The organism is Streptomyces sp. NPDC004732 (genome assembly GCF_040609235.1).
Taxonomy (GTDB): domain Bacteria; phylum Actinomycetota; class Actinomycetes; order Streptomycetales; family Streptomycetaceae; genus Streptomyces.
This window is the reverse complement of record NZ_JBEXJR010000005.1, coordinates 214,150-235,176: the sequence shown is the minus strand read 5'-3', so window position 1 is coordinate 235,176 and position 21,027 is coordinate 214,150. Positions and strand designations below refer to the sequence as shown.

Genomic DNA, 21,027 nt, shown 5'->3' with positions numbered 1-21,027 from the left:
CTCCTGCCGTTGACCACTCAAAAGGGGTGTCATTCTCCAGATCAAACGGGCATCTGCTCGATGACACGCCGCTTGGACCCCTAGGATTCCCTCTATCACCTCACCGGTCTCATTCGACAGGAACCCCATGAGCGACACTTCCCCCTACGGCTTCGAGCTTGTGCGGCGTGGGTACGACCGCGCTCAGGTGGACGAACGTATCTCCAAGCTCGTCTCCGACCGTGACAGCGCTCTTGCTCGTATCACTGCTCTGGAAAAGCGCATCGAGGAGCTGCACCTCGAGACGCAGAACGCCCAGGCCCAGGTTGCCGACGCCGAGCCGTCGTACGCCGGTCTCGGTGCCCGCGTCGAGAAGATCCTCCGCCTCGCCGAGGAGGAGGCGAAGGACCTGCGCGAGGAGGCCCGTCGCGCCGCCGAGCAGCACCGCGAGCTCGCCGAGTCCGCCGCCCAGCAGGTGCGCAACGACGCCGAGTCGTTCGCCGCCGAGCGCAAGGCCAAGGCCGAGGACGAGGGCGTCCGGATCGTCGAGAAGGCCAAGGGCGAGGCCAGCGCGCTCCGGGCCGAGGCCCAGAAGGACGCGCAGTCCAAGCGCGAGGAGGCCGACGCCCTCTTCGAGGAGACCCGCGCCAAGGCCGCCCAGGCCGCCGCGGACTTCGAGACGAACCTCGCCAAGCGCCGCGACCAGTCCGAGCGCGACCTGGCCTCGCGTCAGGCCAAGGCGGAGAAGCGCCTCGCGGAGATCGAGCACCGCGCGGAGCAGCTGCGTCTGGAGGCCGAGAAGCTGCGTACCGACGCGGAGCGCAGGGCCCGGCAGACGGTGGAGACGGCGCAGCGCCAGGCCGAGGACATCGTGGCCGACGCGAACGCCAAGGCGGACCGGATCCGTTCGGAGTCCGAGCGCGAGCTCGCCGCTCTGACGAACCGTCGCGACTCCATCAACGCGCAGCTGACGAACGTGCGCGAGATGCTGGCGACGCTGACCGGCGCGGCGGTCGCCGCCGCGGGCACGCCCGCGGAGGACGAGCCCATCTCCCGGGGAGTTCCCGCCCAGCAGACCCGCTGAAGCGCTCCCGCAGGGCACCGAAGCCCCCCGCCACCGAGTGGCAGGGGGCTTTGTCCCGTTTTAGCGTTGCTGCATGATTGAGCTCGAGGGGCTGACCAAGCGGTACGGCGAGAAGGTGGCCGTCAACAATCTGACCTTCACGGTCCGCCCGGGCATGGTCACCGGGTTCCTCGGGCCGAACGGCGCGGGCAAGTCCACGACCATGCGGATGCTGCTGGGGCTCGACAACCCGTCGGCCGGGGCCGTCCGCATCGACGGACGGCACTACGCGCAGCTGAAGGACCCCCTCACGTACATCGGCGCCCTGCTCGACGCCAAGGCGATGCACGGCGGCCGCAGCGCCTTCAACCACCTGCTCTGCCTCGCGCAGAGCAACGGCATCCCGCGCGCCCGCGTCACCGAGGTCCTGGACACCGTCGGGCTGACCGCCGTCGCCAAGAAGAAGGCCAAGGGCTTCTCGCTCGGCATGGGCCAGCGCCTCGGCATCGCCGGGGCGCTGCTCGGCGACCCCGAGATCCTGATGTTCGACGAACCCGTCAACGGCCTCGACCCCGAGGGCATCCACTGGATCAGGAACCTGATGAAGTCCCTTGCCGCGCAGGGGCGCACGGTCTTCGTCTCCTCGCACCTGATGAGCGAGATGGCGCTCACCGCCGACCACCTCGTCGTCATCGGCCAGGGCCGCCTCCTCGCCGACACGTCGATGTCCGACTTCATCCGGCAGAACTCCCGGTCGTACGTGAGACTCCGCTCCCCGCAGCGCGAACGCCTCCTCGACGTCCTGCACGAGGCGGGCATCACCGCCGTCGAGGCGGGCAACGGCACCCTCGAAGTGGACGGGACCCCCTCGGAGGAGCTCGGCGAGCTCGCCGCGGGCCATCAGCTCGTCCTCCATGAGCTGAGCCCTCAGCAGGCCTCGCTGGAGGAAGCCTTCATGCAGCTCACCGCGGAGTCGGTCGAGTACCACGCCCACACGGACCACGGAGCGGCGGAGCCGCCGCCGCCCACCGGCTGGGGCGAAGGCTGGCAACAGCAGCAGAGGGGAGCCTGAGCGATGGCCGCGGCACAAGTGCTGAAATCGGAGTGGACCAAGATCCGCTCGGTCTCGTCGACCCTCTGGACGCTCGGCCTCGCCGTCGTCGTCACGATCGGGCTCGGCATGTTGATCAGCATCCTGTCCAAGAACGACTACGACGGGCTCGACGCCAAGGACAAGCTGACCTTCGACCCGACCTACATCAGCTTCGCCGGGATGTCCCTCGGCCAGCTCGCGATGATCGTCTTCGGGGTGCTCGTCGTCTCGAACGAGTACAGCACCGGCATGATCCGCACCTCGCTCGCGGCGGTCCCGCAGCGCGCCACGTTCCTGTTCGGCAAGATCGCCGTCGCGACGCTGCTCGCGTTCGTGGTCGGCCTGGTCACCAGCTTCATCACGTTCTTCGTGGGCCAGGCGATGCTCGGCCAGTACAAGGCGCAGCTCGGCGACCCCGGCGTGCTGCGCGCCGTCATCGGCGGCGCGGTCTACATGACGCTGATCGCGGTCTTCTCGATGGGCGTCGCGACGATGCTGCGCAGCCCGATGCTCTCCCTCGGCATCCTGATGCCGTTCTTCTTCCTGATCTCCAGCATCCTCGGCAACGTCTCGGCGACGAAGAAGATCGGCCGCTTCCTGCCCGACCAGGCGGGCAGCAAGATCATGCAGGTCAAGTCGCCGTTCGACGACGACACCCCGTACGGGCCGTGGGGCGGTCTCGCGATCATGGTGGCGTGGGTGGTGCTCGTGCTGATCGGTGGGTACGTACTGCTGAAGAAACGGGACGCCTAGGGCCTGTGTCGGAAGTCCCGCCTGCCCCGCGACGCCCGGCACGCCCGCTCGCCGCGTTGTCGGGACACCCCGATACAACCAGTATCGGGGCGACCCTCCGCCTTGCGATCGCACGCACCGGACGCCGCGGGGCCCGCCCTCCGGGCGAACGACGGGACTTCCGACACAGGCCCTAGCGGTACTCCAGGGGGACATGTGACGGCGCAGGACCGCGCACTCGCGGCGCTCGGCCTCGACGGCGTGCCCGCGCTGCAGCCCCTCGCCTACCCGGGCCTGCCGGTCACGGCGCCCTCCCTGCTGACCGGAACCGAGCTGCTCGCGCTGCATCCGCGGCCGGGCGGACTCGGCGCGTGGACCGTCGACGGGACGGGCCACGGGCCGCACCGCACGCTGGACGACGTCCTCGGCGCCCTCGGACAGCCTCCCGTCGCCGGACGCCACCCCGTCGTCGCCGTCGGCTCGAACGCCTCCCCCGGCCAGCTCGCCCACAAGCTCGGGCGGCTCGGCATCCCCGCCGCCGTGCCGATGGTGCCCGTGCGGCTGCGCGGCATCGGCGTGGGCTGCTCGGCACACATCGGCCGGGCCGGGTACGTGGCGGCGGCCCCCTACGCACACGCCGGGGCGCCGCTCACCCTCGTCGTCTCCTGGCTCGACCCGGCGCAGCTCCCCGCGGTCGACGCCACCGAGCTCCCCAACTACCGGCGGATCCCGCTCTCCGGAGACGCATACGACATGACCCTGCCGTCCGGCGACCGGCTCACTGCAGCGTCCGTCTACGTCAGCGCGCGCGGCGTCCTCGCCGACCCGCTCACCGGCCTGCCCCGGCCCGGCGGCGGCGACCAGGCAGCGCTCCTCGACGCCCTGCTCGCCGCGTCCGCGCCGCTGCGCGAGCTGCTCGGCCCGGACGCGGCGACCTGGGTGTGCAGCGCGGCCGCCGACCCCGAGCTGCGCGCACGGGGCACCCTGCTCTTCGCCGAGGAGGGCTGGGTGCTGCCGTGGACGGATCTACCCGACCCGTCCGTGTGAAGCAACGGTTTTACTTCCTCTTGGCTGGAACCGTCAGCTCACAGTTATCCTCCTAACCCTTACGGGGGCGTGTGCCCCGACGTCCTGAACCATTCGATGGGTGCGGAGAATGATCGAGGCAGTCGGCCTGACGAAGCGCTATGGCGCCAAGACAGCCGTGTACAACCTTTCCTTCCAGGTGCGGCCCGGAACCGTCACCGGCTTCCTCGGGCCGAACGGCTCCGGCAAGTCGACGACGATGCGCATGATCCTCGGGCTCGACGCGCCCTCCGCCGGGCAGGTGACGATCGGCGGCTATCCGTACCGGAAGCTCCCGAACGCGCCCCGCCAGGTCGGTGCGCTCCTCGACGCCAAGGCCGTGCACGGCGGGCGGCACGCCCGCAACCACCTGCTCTGCCTCGCGCAGCTCTCCGGCATCCCGGCCCGCCGGGTCGACGAGGTGCTCGGCGTCGTGGGTCTGCAGGACGTGGCGAAGAAGCGCTCCAAGGGCTTCTCGCTCGGCATGGGCCAGCGCCTCGGCATCGCGGCGGCGCTCCTCGGCGACCCCCAGGTGCTGCTCTTCGACGAGCCGGTCAACGGCCTCGACCCCGAGGGCATCCTCTGGGTCCGCAACCTGATGAAGTCGCTCGCGGCCGAGGGTCGCACGGTCTTCGTGTCGTCCCACCTGATGAGCGAGATGGCGCTCACCGCCGAGCACCTGATCGTGATCGGCCGCGGCCAGCTGCTCGCCGACATGAGCGTCACCGACTTCATCTCGCACAACTCCGCGGACTTCGCGCGGGTGCGCACGCCGGACGGCGAGGCCACGGGCCGCGAGAAGCTGACGGCCGCACTGACCGAGGCAGGCGGCCAGGTGCTGCCCGAGCAGGACGGCGCGCTGCGCGTCACGGGCCTGCCGCTCCCCCGCATCAGCGACCTCGCGCACGGCGCGGACGTCCGGCTGTGGGAGCTCTCCCCGCACCAGGCCTCGCTGGAAGAGGCGTACATGCGGATGACGCAGGGCGCCGTCGACTACCGCTCGACGGTCGACCAGCGCGTGGGCCTCCAGCAGGAGATGCCGCCCGGCGCACTGCCGCCGGGACAGCCGCAGCCGCCGGTGCCCGGCCAGGGCCAGCCCGGCTGGTACGCCCCGCCGCCGCCCCAGCCGGGCGGCCAGCCCTTCGCGATGCAGCAGCCGCAGGGTGCACCCGGGACGCCGAACCCGTACGCCGCGGCGCCGCAGCAGCAGCCCGCCCCGGCAGCACCCCCCGCCGCCCCCGCCCCCGACATGACCAAGCGCGACAGCGAGGACCAGCGATGACCACGCCTCCGACGCCGCAGCAGCAGCCGCAGCCGCAGGCGCAGCCCCAGCAGGCGTACGCACAGGCGGGCGCCCCGATGCAGGGCGCCCCGATGCAGGGGGCTCCCGCGCAGGGCGCTCCGATGCAGGGCGCTCCGACGGCGCCCCCGCCCGCCGCCCCCGCGCCGCCCTCCGCCTGGCAGCAGGCGATGGCGAACGCCTACACCTCGCCGATCCCGGTCAAGAAGACCCACCTCGGCAACGCCCTCTCCTCCGAGTGGACGAAGATCAAGTCGGTCCGCTCCACGATGTGGACCCTGGGCACCTTCCTGCTCCTGGTCGTCGGCATCGGCCTGCTCGCCGTGGCGAACACCGACCCGATCGACTACGCGGACATGCCCTTCACCGTCCCGGCCTTCTTCGGCCTGATGCTGGGCCAGATCTGCCTGATCACGCTGGGCGTGCTCGTCACCTCGTCCGAGTACGGCACGGGCATGATCCGTACGACGTTCACCGCGTCGCCGCAGCGCTCCCGCGTCCTCACCGCGAAGATCCTGATCTTCTTCGTGGTCGCCTTCGTCGTGTCCGCCGGATCGATCCTCCTGGTGGGCCTCGCGGCGTCGGCCGCCAACAGCGGCCCGGAGGCGGGCGACCTCCCCTGGGTGGGGTCGGTCTTCAAGGGCGGTCTGTACGTCTCGCTGCTCGGTGTGCTCGCGCTCGCCGTCGGCTCGATGCTGCGGCACTCCGCGGGCGCCATCACGGCGATGCTCGGCGTGGTGCTGCTGCCCGCGATCCTGGGCGGGTTCCTGATGATCTGGGAGAGCACGCAGCCGCTCGGCGAGAAGATGAACGACTACAACGCCATCACGGCCCTCGCCAAGATCTTCGGCGCGGACGACACGGGCGCCAGCGGCGGCTCGCAGCTGACGCTGCTCGTCGTCGTCACGGCGGCCGCCGTCGCCGGGGCGTTCGCCCTCCTGGAGAAGCGCGACGTCTAGCCGTACGAGGCGCTAGTGCCTCGGTGCGTTACGGGACCGCTGCACCCGCGTGGTGCGGCGGTCCTTCGCGTTCCAGCACGCCTTGTGCCAGTGCCTGCGCTCGTCGACGCCGGAGTGCTCGGGCCAGGCCACCACGTGCGCGAGGCCCGACGGGATCTCCTGGTCGCAGCCCGGGCAGCGGTACCGCTTGCCCGCCGCGCTCGCGCCCGCCACGTGCCGCACGCTCCACTCCTCGCCCTGCCAGCTCTCGGCGCTCTGGAAGCCGCCGTAGCGGCCCGAGGGCTCCGGGTCCGTGGACGGCTTCGGCTCTCCGGCGCCCTTGGGGCGGTTGCGACGCGGGGACACGGAAACACCTCACGGGCTGTACGGCGGTCAGGGGTGTGACCAGCCTACGCGCCACGCCGAGGGGTACCCGGCCCGGATTGACGGCTCCGGCCCCCGTCCATTGCACGGAAAATCAAACAATCTTCTTGCCAGGCCGTGCCTTTGGCACGTGTCATGCGTTGTTGCCCGTAGGGGGAGTGCCTGCGTCGGCGTCAAGGAGGCAGGAGTTCGATGCGTGTAGGTAGTTTTGTTCTGGCCGCCCAGTTCCCCGGACAGGGGCAGGGGGAGGCACTGCACCGGGCGGTGCGGTCCGCCGAGGTGGCCGAGGAGGCGGGGCTCGATTCGGTCTGGCTCGCCGAACACCACTTCGTGCCGTACGGCACGTGCCCGTCGGCGGTGACCCTCGCGGCGCTGCTCCTCGGGCGGACGCGGCGGATCCGCGTCGGCACAGCCGTGAGCGTACTCCCGACCGTCCACCCCGTGGCGCTCGGCGAGCAAGCGGCCCTGCTGCACCTGACGTCGGGCGGCCGTTTCTCGCTCGGCGTGGGACGCGGCGGGCCCTGGGTGGACCTGGAAGTGTTCGGGTCGGGCCTGGAGGCGTACGAAAAAGGGTTCCCCGAATCCCTCGATCTGCTGATCCGGTGGCTGCGGGAAGCCCGTGTCGAGGGCCGCGGCGAGCGGTTCTCGTTCCGTGAGGTGGCTGTCGTGCCACGCCCGCAGGAGGCCCTGAACGGACAGGGCACCGCAGGCCCCGAGGTGGTCGTCGCATGCACCTCGCCGTCCAGCGTGCGGCTCGCCGCGCAGCGCTGTCTGCCGATGCTCCTCGGCATGCACGTGGGTGACGACGAGAAGGCCGAAATGGTGGCCTTGTGGAATCGCCACGCACGTGCTGCGGGGCATACGCCGGACGACATTTCCGCGGCCTCGCACGTCTCCGCCGGAGTCGCCCAGATCGCGGACCGGCGGCTGGACGCGGCCGAGACGTTACAGAAGGCCATGCCGGGGTGGCTGAAGCAGGGCCTGGACGCCCATGTGACCGTGGACGGCAGGCACCGCGCCATGCGGGACCCGGTGGCCTACACGGAACTGCTCTGCGGGCTGCACCCCGTGGGCACCCCGCAGGTCTGCGCCGACCGGCTCGCCGCCACCTCCGAGCGCACGGGCATCACCCGTTTCGCACTGCTCGTGGAGGGTTCCGGCGACCTCGCGGCCACGGAGGAGAACGTCCGGAGGCTGGGCGCCGAAGTGCTCCCCCAGCTCGGCTGAGATCCGCCTGAGGAGCTGCCGCTCCGGACTGAAACACCTCCCGCGTACGGAGCGGCAGCAACAGGCTTCAGCAGTCCCTGAGTTCGGGGGACTGGTTGAGCAGCTGGCCTCGGATCGAGGTGAAGCGGGCCAGCCGCTCGTCCACCGACGAGTCGAGCGGGAAGACCGCTACGCGGTGACAGTTCTGGAATGCCAGACGCACCCCGAAGTGCCGCTGCAGTGCACCGCGGATCGCGTCACTCGCGAGCGCGCGCAGCAGCTGGCCACGTGCCTGCTCGTCCGGCGGCGGGGTCTGGTTGTCGGCGAACTCGCCGCCGTCGACCTTCAACTGGGCCACCAGGGAGCTGATCATCTCCCATGCGAAAGGCAGGGAGGTCCGGACGCAGTCGACGAATTCTGCTTCGTCCACCTCGCCTCGCTCGGCCTGTTCCAACAGTGCCGGTGAGACGTCGAGCGACATGGGTTCTCCTCTCGCACCCCCGGGGAGCGGGGGCTTACGGACAGGGATGGAGTCCGCCTACGCAGCGTGCACGGATGACGACCTCTAGCTTCTACGGTAGGCACCGGGCGTTCACCGCACCAGGAGATTGGGCGCATAACCGGCCAGGATCGAACAGGCCCATCGACGGACAAGTCGCCTCTTCAGCGCGGGGGCGCCGGGAGCGGGACGGGCGAATCGCGCACACCACCCCGAGTCGAGTAGCGTTGCGCCCCATGCGTCTCGTCATTGCCCGATGCTCCGTGGATTACGCGGGCCGGCTCACCGCCCATCTCCCGTCGGCGCCCCGCCTGATCCTTGTGAAGGCGGACGGCAGCGTCTCGATCCACGCCGACGACAGGGCCTACAAACCGCTCAACTGGATGTCTCCGCCCTGCACATTGAAGGAGGGGACCGGGGACGACTCCGCTGTGTGGACCGTCGTCAACAAGGCGGGCGAGAAGCTCATCATCACGATGGAGGAAGTCCTCCACGACTCCTCGCACGAGCTGGGCGTGGACCCCGGCCTCATCAAGGACGGCGTGGAAGCACACCTTCAGGAGCTGCTCGCCGACCGGATCGAGACACTCGGTGAGGGATATTCACTCATCCGTCGTGAGTACATGACGGCGATCGGCCCGGTCGACATCCTCTGCCGCGACGCCGACGGGCAGACCGTCGCCGTCGAGATCAAGCGCCGCGGCGAGATCGACGGCGTCGAGCAACTCACGCGCTACCTCGACCTGTTGAACCGCGACCCGCACCTGGCGCCGGTCAGGGGAATCTTCGCCGCCCAGGAGATCAAGCCGCAGGCACGGGTGCTCGCCACGGACCGCGGCATCGGCTGCGCCGTCCTGGACTACAACGCGCTGCGCGGCATCGAGGACGACAAGCTGCGGCTGTTCTGACGCCGCGGAGGCATCCGCACACGTACGCACCTGCAGGAGGGCCGGGTCCATCGGGACCCGGCCCTCCTCTTTTCAGATCCTGTCCTCTGCCCCCGGGCCGCTCGCCGAGTTCGAGATGTCCGGCGAGGTCGGCGGAGAGTCGCTCTCGGGCGGGGTCGGCGGGGTCGTGGGCGGAGTGGTCGGCGGCTTCGTCGGCGGGGTCGTCGGCGGCTTCGTCGGCGGGGTCGTCGGCTTGGTCGGCTTGTCCGTGGGCTTGGTCGGCTTGTCGGTCGGCTTCGTCGGCTTGTCCGTGGGCTCGGTCGGCTTGTCCGACGGCTCGCCGCTCTCGCTCGGCTTGTCCGAGGGGTCGCCGCTGTCGCTGGGCGAGGGGGTGCCCGAGGTGTCGGACACGCCTTCCTCACCGGGGGTGTCGGCGCGGCTCGTGGAGTCCTTCTGCGGCTTGTCGGCGGTGAGGCCGTCGCCGTCGCGGTCCTCCTTCGCCGACTGCTCCGTCGTGACCTTGTCGCCGGGCGGGTCGTCGTTGCCGGACGTGGCGCCGAGCGTGACGACGGTGCCGAGGACGGCGGCGAGCAGGGCCCCCGCGCCCGCCGCGACGAGGTTGCGCCGGGTGCCGCTGATGATGGAGCGGCGGCTCGGCGCGGGACCCGCCCCGGGGGCGGGCGTCACCCTGCTGGTGACCAGCGTGTCCGGCTCCGGAGGCGGTTCGGGCAGGGCGAACGCGGCGGGGATGCCGCCGGGCGGCGACGCCGATTCCTCGTAGCGTGCGTCGGGCACCTCTTCGGCCGCGGCCGTGCGCCCGCCGGGCAGTGCGCCGCCCGAGCGGTCGGCGACCAGGGCGAGGGCCCTGCGCCCGGAGATCATGCCGCGCTTGTCGGCGAGTGCGCCGCGCAGCCCTATGGACGCCTCCAGCTCGGCGCGGGCCCGGTCGAGCTGCCCGCCGCAGAGCGCGAGGATCCCCAACTCATGGTGGAAGTACGCCTCTTCGGCCACCTCGCCCGCGTTCCGCGCCGCCTCCTGGCCGGAGCGCAGGGCGCGCTCCCAGGCGGCCCAGGCGAGCCCACCGGCGAAGGCGGGCGCCGCGGTGCGGGCGAGCAGCACGGCCGCGCCGCTCTCCGTGGTGACCAAGGCGGCGAGGGCGGCCTGCACGGCGTCCGCCTCGGCGGCGACCCGCTCCGGGGTGACGGAGGGGTGTCCGGACCACCAGGCGTAGTGCTGGGCGGCGCTCAGGGCGTACTCGGCGGACTCCTCCGCGTACCCGACGGTCTCCAGCTGCGTGCGGACTCCGGCGGCGAGCCGGTAGTGCCCGCCGACCGGGGTGACCAGGGCGCAGCCGACCAGTTCGGAGAGGGCCGCGTCGGCGTGGGTGTCGCCCACGAGGGCGGGCAGGTGGGCCTGGTGCGGCAGCTCGCCGCCGAGGGCCACGGCGAACTTCAGCGTGGCGCGGGCGGCCGGGCTGAGGCGCGAGGCGAGCAGGGCCGCGGGCGCGGCGCCGTCGGCGAGCGAGGGCAGCGGCACGTCGTGCCCGTCGTCGGCGGCGAAGGGCGCGTCGACGGGGGCGTCCCCGAAGTAGCCGTTCTCCTCGAAGGCGTGCGGGTCGGCGCGGAGCTGGTCGCGCTGGCGGAGCAGGGCGCCCGCCTGGACGAAGCGCAGCGGCAGGCCCTCGGACTCGAACCACAGGTCGCCCGCCCAGTTGGCCTCCTCGTCGTCGAGGACGCGGCCGACGGCGCGCTCCAGGAGTTCGAGGCCGCCGCCGCGGCCGAGTCCGCCGAGGAAGACCTCTTCCAGGTGGGAGTCGGCGGAGGGCGCCGCCACGTCGGGCGTGGCGGCGATGAGGAAGGCGCATTCGGGTGTCGCGTCGAGCAGCTCGTCGAGGGCGGCGCCGCCGAATTCGAGGTCGTCCAGGACGACGACCGCGCCGATCTCGTGGACGTGTTCGAGGAGCTGGGCGCGCTCGGGGCGGTGCAGCGGCGCGTCGTGGACGGCGGCGAAGAGGTCGTGGAGCAGCTCGCCGGATGTCCTGCGGTAGCCGGAGAGGCGGACGACGCCGTCGGGCGCGAGGTCCGCGCAGTCGTCGGCGACGGCGCCCAGGAGGGCTGTGCGGCCCGATCCGGCGGGTCCGGTCAGCCGTACGGAGCGGCCGCGTGCGAGGAGCCGTACGAGGCGCTCACGCTCCTCCTGGCGCTCCAGCAGGGGCAGCCTGGGCAGTGCGGGCCCCGGCGGCACGGGCGGCATCGAGGCGCGGCGCAGCTCGGCGCGTTCGGCCGCGGTCCGTTTGGCGGGCCGCTCGGGCCGCTCCCCCGGCGGGCAGGGTTCGATCTCGCTGCCGTCGACGGGGTTGACCGTGAGCAGGAAGTCGCCCGAGACGAGCTGGACGGTGCGGGCCAGCGCGGGTGCGGGCTGACCGAAATCGGGCGTCATGGGATCGCGCGGCGGCCGTCCGGAGCGCGCCGGGTCGGCCGGACCGGCCGAGTTCTCGCCGTTCTCGTCGTTCTCGTCGGTGTGGTTGCCGTCGTGGCCGTACTCTTCCGGTCCCCGGTTCATCGGGTCCATGGTCCTAGCCCCCCAGATGCGTGGTGTGCAGAGCCCCCTCCGGCCTTCGTGCACACTGCGCTGTCGCTTCTGGTCCGGTGCCCCCGTGCGGGTCCGTATATCGGTGGGCGACCGAACCCTAGACCTTTGCTCAGTATCTACGGGAGGGCGGGGTACCGCCCCGTCCGAGACGTCACAGGTTCGTGAGGATTGTGCGTGAGGTGCGGGTTCAGGCTCTGGGAAGCGATTCGACTCCGATGCCGCCCTCGATGGCGAGGATCCGGTGGAGCCGGGTCGCCACGAGGAGGCGCTGCATCTGCGGCGGCACGTGGCGCAGGACGAGTCTGCGACCGCACCGGCCGGCCCGGCGGTGGGCGCCCATGATGACGCCGAGTCCCGTGGCGTCCCACGAGTCGAGTTCGGACAGGTCGAGCACCAGGTCGCCGGCGCCGTCGTCGACGGCCGAGTGCAGGACCGTGCGGGCGTCCGCCGCGCTGCGTACGTCGAGGCGTCCCCCGACGACCAGCTGGGCCTGGTCGCCCCTGATGTGCATATGCGCTCCCCGAGAGTGCTGTGTCTGCTGTGACGCCCGATACGTAAGGCGTCTGCGTATGTCACTGCAACTGACTGCCGCGTGGGCGAGGAAGTTGCCGTCTGTAAGCGAACCGATACCGAATTCACTCCGAGGGGTGACCCGCGGGGCGCCGAAGCGTCCAACGGGGCGTCAGACGGCGTACGTCAGTGCTGGTTCAGTGCTTGTAGAACCCCTGCCCGCTCTTGCGCCCGATGTCACCCGCGTCAACCATCCGGCGCATCAGCTCCGGCGGCGCGAACTTCTCGTCCTGGGACTCCGTGTAGATGTTTCCGGTGGCGTGCAGCAGGATGTCGACGCCGGTGAGGTCGGCGGTCGCGAGCGGCCCCATGGCGTGCCCGAAGCCGAGCTTGCAGGCGATGTCGATGTCCTCGGCGGTGGCGACGCCCGACTCGTAGAGCTTCGCGGCCTCGACGACGAGTGCGGAGATCAGACGGGTCGTCACGAAGCCGGCCACGTCGCGGTTGACGACGATGCAGGTCTTGCCGACGGACTCGGCGAACTCACGGGTGCGGGCGAGGGTGTCGTCGCTGGTCTTGTAGCCGCGCACCAGCTCGCAGAGCTGCATCATCGGGACGGGCGAGAAGAAGTGGGCACCGACGACGCGCTCCGGACGCTCCGTCACGGCCGCGATCTTGGTGATCGGGATGGCGGAGGTGTTGGAGGCGAGCACGGCGTCGTCGCGCACGATCTTGTCGAGCGTGCGGAAGATCTCGTGCTTGACCTCGAGCTTCTCGAAGACGGCCTCGACGACGATGTCCGCGTCGGCGACGGCGTCCAGGTCGGTGGTGGTCGTGATGCGCCCGAGCGCGGCCTCGGCGTCCTCGGCCGCGAGCTTGCCCTTGCTCACGAACTTGTCGTACGACGCCTTGATCCCGTCGGTGCCGCGGGTCAGTGCCGCGTCGGTGACGTCGCGCAGGACGACGTCCCAGCCCGCCTGGGCGGAGACCTGAGCGATGCCGGACCCCATGAGTCCGGCTCCGATGACGGCGAGCTTCCGTGCCACTGTTCCGACTCCCCTACCGCTTATCACGCTTGGCTTACACGCTGTTTACGTATGCCTCTTCGGCGCACGTTAGCGGTCGTGAGCGCGCCTGTGTCCGCGAAGAGATGCGCGTCACGTCTCAGATGACGGACATCACACTGGTACGCGTCATTCGGCGGCGCGCGGCGCGTAGTTGAGGACCTTCTCGCTCAGCAGGCCCTCCATCTCGTCCAGCAGCGCGAGGGCTTCGCGGGAGACCTCGGCGGGCTCGCGGCACTTGGACATCTCGTCGCCGATCCACGCCATGAGGGTGCTGTGGACCCAGGAGAGCTGGCCCGCGACCAGGCCGGGCAGCGGGTCGTCCGGCGCGGCCCGGGTCTCCTCGGCGAGGGTCGCGGTGAGCCGGTCGAGGGCTTCCTGCTGGATCGCCCAGAGGCGGGAGCGCAGGGTGTGCGCCTCGGTGATGACCTTCATGAAGTCCGCCCAGCCGGGGAAGAGCCCGACGGCCGGTGAGACGCCCTCCACGTCGGCGCCCAGCTCGCGCAGGACGGCCTCGGCGGCGGACTCCCCGTCGCGGCGGCCCCGCACGTACCGGGAGAGGCGGTCGATGATGTCGTCGCCCCGGTCGAGGAAGAGGTCCTCCTTGGCCGGGAAGTAGTTGTAGACCGTGTTGACCGAGACGTCCGAGGCCTCCGCGATCTCGGCGATGGTCACGGTGACGAAGCCGTGCTCCAGGAAGAGCCCGGTCGCGATGTCCGAGATCCGCTGCTTGGTCTGCCGCTTCTTGCGCTCCCTCAGGCCCTCACTCATGCCTCCCATCCTAGAGTCTCTGAAATTTTGGGGTCTCTATGATTTTTGGTGACGTTGCAAAATTTAAGTGACTCTGTTTTTGTGGTCGCCATGGCAATCATCAGCACCTCCGGGCTCGCCCGGACCTTCCAGGCCAAGGGCGGCCCGGTCGAGGCCGTGCGCGGCATCGACCTGCGCGTCGAACCCGGCGAGATCCTCGGCTTCCTCGGGCCGAACGGCGCGGGCAAGACCACCACCCTGCGCATGCTGACCACGCTGCTCCCGCCCACCGGCGGCGCCGCCACCGTCGCGGGCTGCGACCTCGTGAAGGACCCCGCGGGCGTCCGCGAGAAGATCGGCTACGTCGCCCAGTCCGGCGGCGTCGACCTGAGCATCTCCGTACGCGAGGAACTGATCACCCAGGGCCGCCTCTACCGCCTGACGAAGACTCAGGCGGCGGACCGCGCGGAGGAGCTGGCGCGCGACCTCGGCCTGACCGAGCTGATGGAGCGGCCCTGCGCGGCCCTCTCCGGCGGCCAGCGCAGGCGGCTCGACATCGCTCTGGGGCTCACCCACCGGCCCGCGGTGCTCTTCCTCGACGAGCCGACCACCGGACTCGACCCGGGCAGCCGGGCCGACCTGTGGCAGCTGGTGCGCAAGCTGCGCGACGAGCACGGCACGACCGTCTTCCTCACCACGCACTACCTCGACGAGGCCGACGCACTCTCCGACCGCCTGGTCGTCGTCGACAAGGGCGTCATCGTCGCCGAGGGCACACCGAGCGCCCTCAAGCTCCAGTACGGCGGCTCGATCGACGCCACCCTCCAGGACACCTTCCTCGCCATCACCGGGCGGGACATCGCGTCCAAATCCACCACGGACACCGCCCCCGTCGCCGTCTGACCCTCACCACCCGGGACCCCCGCCATGCCTGCACTGCTCTCCGACACCGCGCTGATCTTCGGGCGGTACGCCCGGCAGACCCTGCGCTCCAAGTTCCAGATCCTCTTCGGCGTCCTCACCCCGCTGCTCTACCTCCTCTTCTTCGGCCCGCTGCTCACCGATCTGCCGCTCGGCTCACGGGGCGACTCGTGGCAGGTGCTCGTGCCGGGGCTGCTGCTCCAACTCGGCCTGTTCGGCGCCACGTTCAGCGGCTTCGCGCTCATCATCGAGAAGCAGTTCGGCGTGGTGGAGCGGATGCGGGTGACGCCCGTGAGCCGTCTCGCGCTGCTCCTCGGCCGGGTCCTGCGCGACGGCGCGCTCTTCGTCTTCCAGGCGGTGCTGCTCGTGCTCGCCGCGCTGGCGATGGGGCTCAGGGCACCGCTCGGCGGCGTTCTCATCGGCTTCGCGTTCGTGGGGCTCCTGACCGCGGGGCTCGCCTCCCTCTCGTACGCGCTGGCCATGAAGGTCGACAAGCCGCACGAGTTCGGCCCCGTCGTGAACGCGGTGAGCATGCCCTCGATGCTGCTCTCCGGCCTGATGCTGCCGATGGCCCTCGCCCCGGCCTGGCTGGACGTCCTCTCCCACTTCATGCCGTTCCGCTACCTCGTCGACGCGGTGCGGGCCGGATACGTGGGTGAGTACGCGACCACGACCATGCTGTACGGCGTCCTGATGGCGCTCGCCTTCGTCCTGCTCTCCGTGACGGTGGGCACACGTGTCTTCAAGAAGGCCGGAGCGTAACTAGGCTGGCCGCATGGTCAATCTGACGCGCATCTACACCAGGACCGGCGACCAGGGGACGACGGCCCTCGGGGACATGAGCCGCACCGCCAAGACCGATCTGCGTATCTCGGCGTACGCCGACGCCAACGAGGCCAACGCGGCCATCGGCACGGCGATCGCGCTCGGACAGCTCGACGCGGACGTGGTCAAGGTCCTCGTGCGGGTCCAGAACGACCTCTTCGACGTGGGCGCCGACCTGTCCACGCCGGTCGTCGAGGACCCGAAGTACCCGCCGCTCCGCGTCGAGCAGTCCTACATCGACAAGCTGGAGGAGGACTGCGACCGCTTCCTGGAGGACCTGGAGAAGCTCCGCAGCTTCATCCTGCCGGGCGGGACGCCCGGCGCGGCGCTCCTGCACCAGGCGTGCACGGTGGTGCGGCGGGCCGAGCGGTCTACGTGGGCGGCCTTCGAGGTCCACGGTGACGTGATGAACACGCTCACCGCGACGTACCTCAACCGCCTCTCCGACCTCCTGTTCATCCTCGCCCGTACGGCGAACAAGGCGGTCGGAGACGTGCTGTGGGTGCCCGGAGGCGAGCGCTAGGGCGTCACACCCGGGCGGGCGCCTTCTTCGGGAAGAGCGTGTACCCCCCGGCGATGATGACGTTGATCCCGATCAGCCACAGCATCCGCTGCTGCCACATCCGCAGCGAGTCGACCTCGCCGTCCCCGCCCACGTACCAGACCGCGCCCTGCAGCAGCGCCATGGCGATCAGCGCGGCGAGGATCCAGCGGGCGGCGAGCTTCCACTCGTGGACGGCGCGGGCGGCGCCGTACTTCGGCGTCGAGGGGGCGGGGCCGCCCGCGAAGCGGTGGGCGACGCGCACGTCGACCCACTTGACCGTGTAGTGGCCGAGGGCGATCGAGTAGCCGATGTAGACGGCGGCCAGGCCGTGCTTCCAGTCCGGCTCGGCGCCGTTCTTCAGGTCGATCGCCGTGACGACGAACAGCAGGACCTCAAGCAGCGGCTCGCACAGCAGCACGGCAACGCTCGCACGCGGCTTCTTCGCCCAGTAGCGCAGGGCGAGCCCGGCGGCCAGCAGCACCCAGAAGCCGACCTCGCAGATGATGATCAGTGCGACGATCACGGTGCTCTCCTCACGTTCGCTTCCCGTGTCACCTTTCAAGGCTCGCGTTCCGACGGCCGGTGATCATCGTCGCCAGTGACGAAGTGGGACTGCATCCTTCGATGTAGAGGCCGTGTCACCTGCGGGCGCGGTACCCAGTTCGATGTAGTCGGCACCGGTCCGACTCCTCCCCCAGGACCAGGCAGGGGGCCCGGTCCACCGTGTTGGATGGGGGCATGGTCCTGTCCCTCGCCCGTCCGCACCGCGTCGATGTCGGCATCGCCTCGGTCAGCCTGCTCAGCGGTCTCGCGCTGTGGGCGCTCGGACTGCACGCACAGACGGACCGGCCGCTGAGCAGCGCCTGGGCGCTGATCCCGCTGTGCGTCCTCTCGTGCCTGTCGCTGCTGCGCCGCTCGGCCCCGCAGTTCGCGCTGTGCGGCGCCACGCTCGCGCTGGTCGCCGACCAGTTCACGAACGGCAACCTCGCCTCGATCATGATGTTCACGGACATCGTGTACGCCGCCGTCGTGTACGGCACACCGGCCGCCGCCCGCCGCATCCCGGTGACCACGGGCCTGATCACGGTGGCGATCACCATCGGCTTCCTGGCCTGGTTCCAGAAGCCCGAGGCCATCCTCATCGGCGTCCTCGCCGGAGTGATCTCCTTCGGCCCCGCCACCACCGGCGTCCTCGTGCGCAACCACCGCGAGGCCGCGGAGGCGGCGAAGCTGCGGGCCGAGCAGACCGCGCTGCTCGCCGAGATGGACCGGGTCCAGGCCGTCGGCGCCGAGCGCGCCAGGATGGCCAGGGAGCTGCACGACATGGTCGCCAACCACCTCTCGGCGATCGCCATCCACTCGACGGCCGCGCTCTCCCTGGACGACCCGCAGACCAGCAAGGACGCGCTCGCCGTCATCCGGGAGAACAGCGTCGAGGGGCTGGCCGAGATGCGCCGCCTCATCGGCATCCTGCGCGACCACTCCGGCGACCTGGAACCCACGGCCGCGCCCACCCTGGACGGCCTGGCCGCCCTCGTCGAGGGCGCCCGCACCAACGGCCTCGACGTCACGCTCGACGACGCCCGCCCCACGGACGGGCCGAAGCTGCCCGCGCCGGTGGGCCTCGCGGCGTACCGCATCGTGCAGGAGTCCCTGACGAACGCGCTCAAGCACGCCTCGCCCGGCCGCGTCACCGTCGCCCTCGCACAGCAACCGCGCGCCCTCACCGTCCGTGTGACCAGCCCGTACGGGGACCCCTCCGGGCCACGCGCCCCCGGCTCCGGCGCCGGACTCGTCGGCATGCGCGAGCGCACCGAACTGCTCGGCGGCACCTTCGAATCGGGCCCCGAGAGCAGCCCTGACGGCAAGGTCTGGAACGTCTTCTCGACCCTGCCCGTCGACCCCGCGGACGAAGGAGCCAAGGAATGATCCGGGTGCTAGTCGCCGAAGACCAGTCAGCCGTGCGCGCGGGACTCGTGCTGATCCTGCGCAGCGCGCCCGACATCGAGGTCGTCGGCGAGGCGGCGGACGGCGAGGAGGCCGTCGCGCTCGCCCGCGAGCTGCGCCCCGACCTGGTCCTGATGGACGTACAGATGCCGCGCCTGGACGGGGTGTCGGCGACCCGGCAGGTCGTCGCCGAGGGACTCGCGGACGTCCTGGTCCTGACCACCTTCGACCTCGACGAGTACGTGTTCGGGGCGCTGCGGGCGGGCGCGTCCGGGTTCCTCCTGAAGAACACCGAGGCGAAGGACCTCCTCGAAGGCGTCCGCACGGTCGCCCGCGGCGAGGGCCTGATCGCACCGGCCGTCACCCGCCGTCTGATCGCCGAGTTCGCCGCCCCCGCGAAGCCCGTACGCGGTGAGAACGCGCCGGACCCCGCGATCCTGGACTGCCTCACGCGCCGTGAGCGCGAGGTCCTCTCCTGCATCGGCGAAGGGCTCTCGAACGCGGAGATCGCGGCCCGTCTCTCCATGGCGGAGGCGACGGTGAAGACGCACGTCAGCAGGATGCTGGGCAAGCTGGAGCTGCGCAGCCGGGTGCAAGCGGCCGTCCTCGCCCAGGAGTTGGGCGTCTGAACCGGAATCCGGGCCGCCGGACCGGCGCGATCCAGCCACTGGTTCAGACCTCTTGACCGATGGTCCAGACCTTTCTATTCTCACCGCACTGCGGTGAGCACTCCCCCACGTGTCCACGTGCTCACGGGCGGCGCAGGGTCCAAGCCCCTAAGACCCCCGGAACTCACCCGAGGAGCACTCGTGCGCTTCACTACGAACAGCACACGCCCGAGACTCAGACTCAGACACAAAGCCGTGGCGGGAGTGACGACCCTGCTGCTCCCGCTCGCCACCCTGGTCGCCCTCGGCGGCCCCGCCGACGCGGCCCCCGAGGCCGCCCCCGAAGCCACCGCCACGTACGCCAAGACCCAGGACTGGGGCAACGGCTTCGAGGGCAAGTGGACGATCAAGAACACCGGAACCACCACGCTCAGCTCGTGGAACGTCCAGTGGGACTTCCCCTCCGACACCAAGGTGACCTCGGCCTGGGACGCCACCGTCACCAACTCCGGAGCCCGCTGGACCGCCAAGAACCTCGGCTGGAACGGGACGCTCGCCCCCGGCGCCTCGGTCTCCTTCGGGTTCAACGGCACCGGCCCCGGCGCGCCCTCCAAGTGCACGCTGAACGGCGGCAGTTGTGACGGCGGCAGCGTCCCCGGCGACAACCCGCCGAGCGCCCCCGGCACCCCGACGGCCTCCGGCATCACCGACACCTCGGTGAAGCTCGACTGGAAGGCCGCCACCGACGACAAGGGCGTCAAGAACTACGACGTCCTGCGCGACGGCGCCAAGGTCGCGACGGTCACCGGCACCTCGTACTCCGACACCGGCCTGACCAAGGCCACCGACTACTCCTACAGCGTCCAGGCCCGCGACACCGCCGACCAGACGGGACCCGCAAGCGGCGCCGTCAAGGTCCGCACCACGGGCAGCGGCGACCCGGGCCCCGGCCCCGGTGACAAGGTCAAGCTCGGCTACTTCACCGAGTGGGGCGTCTACCAGCGCAACTACCACGCGAAGAACATCGCGACCTCCGGCTCGGCCGACAAGATCACGCACATCAACTACAGCTTCGGAAACGTCCAGGGCGGCAAGTGCACCATGGGCGACGCCTACGCGGCGACCGACAAGGCCTACACCGCCGACCAGAGCGTCGACGGCGTCGCCGACACCTGGGACCAGCCCCTGCGCGGCAACTTCAACCAGCTGCGCAAGCTCAAGGCCAAGTACCCGAACGTCAAGATCCTCTGGTCCTTCGGCGGCTGGACCTGGTCCGGCGGCTTCACCGACGCCATGAAGAACCCGGCGGCCTTCGCCAAGTCCTGCCACGACCTGGTCGAGGACCCGCGCTGGGCCGACATCTTCGACGGCATCGACCTGGACTGGGAGTACCCGAACGCCTGCGGTCTGTCCTGTGACACCTCGGGCCCGGCCGTCTTCAAGAACATGATGCAGGCGTTCCGCAACGAGTTCGGCTCCAAGAACCTCGTCACGGCCGCGATCACCGCCGACGGCTCGGACGGCGGCAAGATCGACGCCGCGGACTACGGCGGCGCCTCGCAGTACGCCGACTGGTACAACGTGATGACGTACGACTTCTTCGGCGCGTGGGACGCCAAGGGACCGACGGCCCCGCACTCGCCGCTCACGTCCTACCCCGGCATCCCGAAGGACGGCTTCAACTCCGCGGCCGCCATCGCCAAGCTCAAGGCCAAGGGCGTGCCCTCCGCCAAGCTCCTGCTCGGCATCGGCTTCTACGGCCGCGGCTGGACGGGCGTCACCCAGAAGGAGCCGGGCGGCACGGCCACCGGCGCGGCGCCCGGCGCGTACGAGGCGGGGATCGAGGACTACAAGGTCCTCAAGAACTCCTGCCCGTCCAACGGCACCATAGCCGGTACGGCCTATGCCCACTGCGGCACGAACTGGTGGTCCTACGACACGCCGTCCACCGTCCGCTCCAAGATGGCGTGGGTCAAGGACCAGAAGCTCGGCGGTGCGTTCTTCTGGGAGTTCAGCGGTGACACGGCCAACGGTGAGCTGGTGTCTGCCATCAATGACGGTCTGAAGTAAGACGCGCCGTCCCCCTAGGACGAAGCCGGGAAGACAAGATCGCCCCTTGT

21 protein-coding genes are annotated in these 21,027 nt (G+C 70.6%); 14 read left to right on the top strand and 7 right to left on the bottom strand.

The genetic code is table 11. From position 1 onward, the window contains the following. Positions 1-127: 127 nt before the first annotated feature. From ABZV77_RS16600 to ABZV77_RS16575, 6 genes are all read left to right on the top strand, one after another. Entirely contained in the window at positions 128-1,063 is a 936-nt protein-coding gene (locus ABZV77_RS16600; protein WP_356256564.1) for a cellulose-binding protein, read from the top strand. A gap of 73 nt (positions 1,064-1,136) precedes the next feature. After that, positions 1,137-2,114 (top strand): ABC transporter ATP-binding protein, encoded by a 978-nt coding sequence (locus tag ABZV77_RS16595; protein ID WP_356256561.1) that lies wholly within the window; start codon positions 1,137-1,139, stop codon positions 2,112-2,114. Positions 2,115-2,117: 3 nt separating this feature from the next. Beyond that, entirely contained in the window at positions 2,118-2,888 is a 771-nt protein-coding gene (locus ABZV77_RS16590; protein ID WP_356256558.1) for an ABC transporter permease, read from the top strand. A 195-nt stretch (positions 2,889-3,083) separates the two neighbouring features. Continuing rightward, a complete protein-coding gene (locus tag ABZV77_RS16585) occupies positions 3,084-3,914 on the top strand; it encodes a hypothetical protein (protein WP_356256555.1) in 831 nt (276 codons plus the stop codon). 109 nt (positions 3,915-4,023) lie between these two features. Then, positions 4,024-5,214: an ABC transporter ATP-binding protein gene (locus tag ABZV77_RS16580; protein ID WP_356256552.1), complete on the top strand. Its 1,191-nt coding sequence runs from the start codon at positions 4,024-4,026 to the stop codon at positions 5,212-5,214. Between the two features lie 188 nt (positions 5,215-5,402). Continuing rightward, the gene (locus tag ABZV77_RS16575; RefSeq protein WP_356257613.1) at positions 5,403-6,191 is read left to right on the top strand and encodes an ABC transporter permease; all 789 of its coding nucleotides are present in this window, start codon (positions 5,403-5,405) and stop codon (positions 6,189-6,191) included. Positions 6,192-6,203: 12 nt separating this feature from the next. Here the strand turns inward: ABZV77_RS16575 and ABZV77_RS16570 are convergent, their stop codons facing one another. Then, positions 6,204-6,536 (bottom strand): ATP/GTP-binding protein, encoded by a 333-nt coding sequence (locus ABZV77_RS16570; protein WP_356256549.1) that lies wholly within the window; start codon positions 6,534-6,536, stop codon positions 6,204-6,206. Between the two features lie 210 nt (positions 6,537-6,746). Between ABZV77_RS16570 and ABZV77_RS16565 the strand changes: the two genes are divergently transcribed. Continuing rightward, complete coding sequence (locus ABZV77_RS16565) at positions 6,747-7,781, top strand: LLM class flavin-dependent oxidoreductase (protein WP_356256546.1); 1,035 nt, start codon at positions 6,747-6,749, stop codon at positions 7,779-7,781. Between the two features lie 67 nt (positions 7,782-7,848). On the opposite strand, the gene ABZV77_RS16560 is transcribed toward ABZV77_RS16565, so the two are convergent. Then, on the bottom strand, positions 7,849-8,241 hold the full coding sequence (locus ABZV77_RS16560; protein ID WP_356256543.1) for an SCO5389 family protein: 393 nt from the start codon (positions 8,239-8,241) through the stop codon (positions 7,849-7,851). 254 nt (positions 8,242-8,495) lie between these two features. Between ABZV77_RS16560 and nucS the strand changes: the two genes are divergently transcribed. Continuing rightward, entirely contained in the window at positions 8,496-9,167 is a 672-nt protein-coding gene (gene nucS, locus ABZV77_RS16555; protein ID WP_356256540.1) for an endonuclease NucS, read from the top strand. A 72-nt stretch (positions 9,168-9,239) separates the two neighbouring features. Here the strand turns inward: nucS and ABZV77_RS16550 are convergent, their stop codons facing one another. The 4 genes from ABZV77_RS16550 to ABZV77_RS16535 all read right to left on the bottom strand — a co-directional run bounded on the left by ABZV77_RS16550 (position 9,240) and on the right by ABZV77_RS16535 (position 14,083). After that, positions 9,240-11,717, bottom strand: coding sequence for an ATP-binding protein (locus ABZV77_RS16550; RefSeq protein WP_356256537.1), 2,478 nt, complete (start codon positions 11,715-11,717; stop codon positions 9,240-9,242). A gap of 208 nt (positions 11,718-11,925) precedes the next feature. Beyond that, the gene (locus tag ABZV77_RS16545; RefSeq protein ID WP_030792181.1) at positions 11,926-12,249 is read right to left on the bottom strand and encodes an STAS domain-containing protein; all 324 of its coding nucleotides are present in this window, start codon (positions 12,247-12,249) and stop codon (positions 11,926-11,928) included. A gap of 196 nt (positions 12,250-12,445) precedes the next feature. Further along, positions 12,446-13,294, bottom strand: coding sequence for a 3-hydroxyacyl-CoA dehydrogenase family protein (locus tag ABZV77_RS16540; protein WP_356256534.1), 849 nt, complete (start codon positions 13,292-13,294; stop codon positions 12,446-12,448). Between the two features lie 147 nt (positions 13,295-13,441). Next, the gene (locus ABZV77_RS16535) at positions 13,442-14,083 is read right to left on the bottom strand and encodes a TetR/AcrR family transcriptional regulator (protein ID WP_356256531.1); all 642 of its coding nucleotides are present in this window, start codon (positions 14,081-14,083) and stop codon (positions 13,442-13,444) included. Between the two features lie 90 nt (positions 14,084-14,173). On the opposite strand from ABZV77_RS16535, the gene ABZV77_RS16530 reads away from it, so the two are divergent. Genes ABZV77_RS16530 through ABZV77_RS16520 form a run of 3 tightly spaced genes read left to right on the top strand, consistent with a single transcriptional unit; the run spans position 14,174 to position 16,331 of the window. Further along, positions 14,174-14,965: an ATP-binding cassette domain-containing protein gene (locus tag ABZV77_RS16530; protein WP_356256528.1), complete on the top strand. Its 792-nt coding sequence runs from the start codon at positions 14,174-14,176 to the stop codon at positions 14,963-14,965. A gap of 24 nt (positions 14,966-14,989) precedes the next feature. After that, complete coding sequence (locus ABZV77_RS16525; RefSeq protein WP_356256525.1) at positions 14,990-15,745, top strand: ABC transporter permease; 756 nt, start codon at positions 14,990-14,992, stop codon at positions 15,743-15,745. A gap of 13 nt (positions 15,746-15,758) precedes the next feature. Continuing rightward, positions 15,759-16,331, top strand: a complete 573-nt coding sequence (locus ABZV77_RS16520; protein WP_356256522.1) for a cob(I)yrinic acid a,c-diamide adenosyltransferase — start codon at positions 15,759-15,761, stop codon at positions 16,329-16,331. Between the two features lie 4 nt (positions 16,332-16,335). Here the strand turns inward: ABZV77_RS16520 and ABZV77_RS16515 are convergent, their stop codons facing one another. Continuing rightward, positions 16,336-16,875: a hypothetical protein gene (locus tag ABZV77_RS16515; protein ID WP_356256519.1), complete on the bottom strand. Its 540-nt coding sequence runs from the start codon at positions 16,873-16,875 to the stop codon at positions 16,336-16,338. 215 nt (positions 16,876-17,090) lie between these two features. Between ABZV77_RS16515 and ABZV77_RS16510 the strand changes: the two genes are divergently transcribed. From ABZV77_RS16510 to ABZV77_RS16500, 3 genes are all read left to right on the top strand, one after another. Next, entirely contained in the window at positions 17,091-18,281 is a 1,191-nt protein-coding gene (locus tag ABZV77_RS16510) for a histidine kinase (RefSeq protein ID WP_356256516.1), read from the top strand. Beyond that, the gene (locus ABZV77_RS16505) at positions 18,278-18,928 is read left to right on the top strand and encodes a response regulator transcription factor (protein WP_356256513.1); all 651 of its coding nucleotides are present in this window, start codon (positions 18,278-18,280) and stop codon (positions 18,926-18,928) included. Before ABZV77_RS16510 ends, ABZV77_RS16505 begins: the two co-directional genes overlap by 4 nt. Before the next feature lie 234 nt (positions 18,929-19,162). Next, on the top strand, positions 19,163-20,977 hold the full coding sequence (locus ABZV77_RS16500) for a glycoside hydrolase family 18 chitinase (protein WP_356256510.1): 1,815 nt from the start codon (positions 19,163-19,165) through the stop codon (positions 20,975-20,977). The last annotated feature ends 50 nt before the right edge of the window (positions 20,978-21,027 follow it).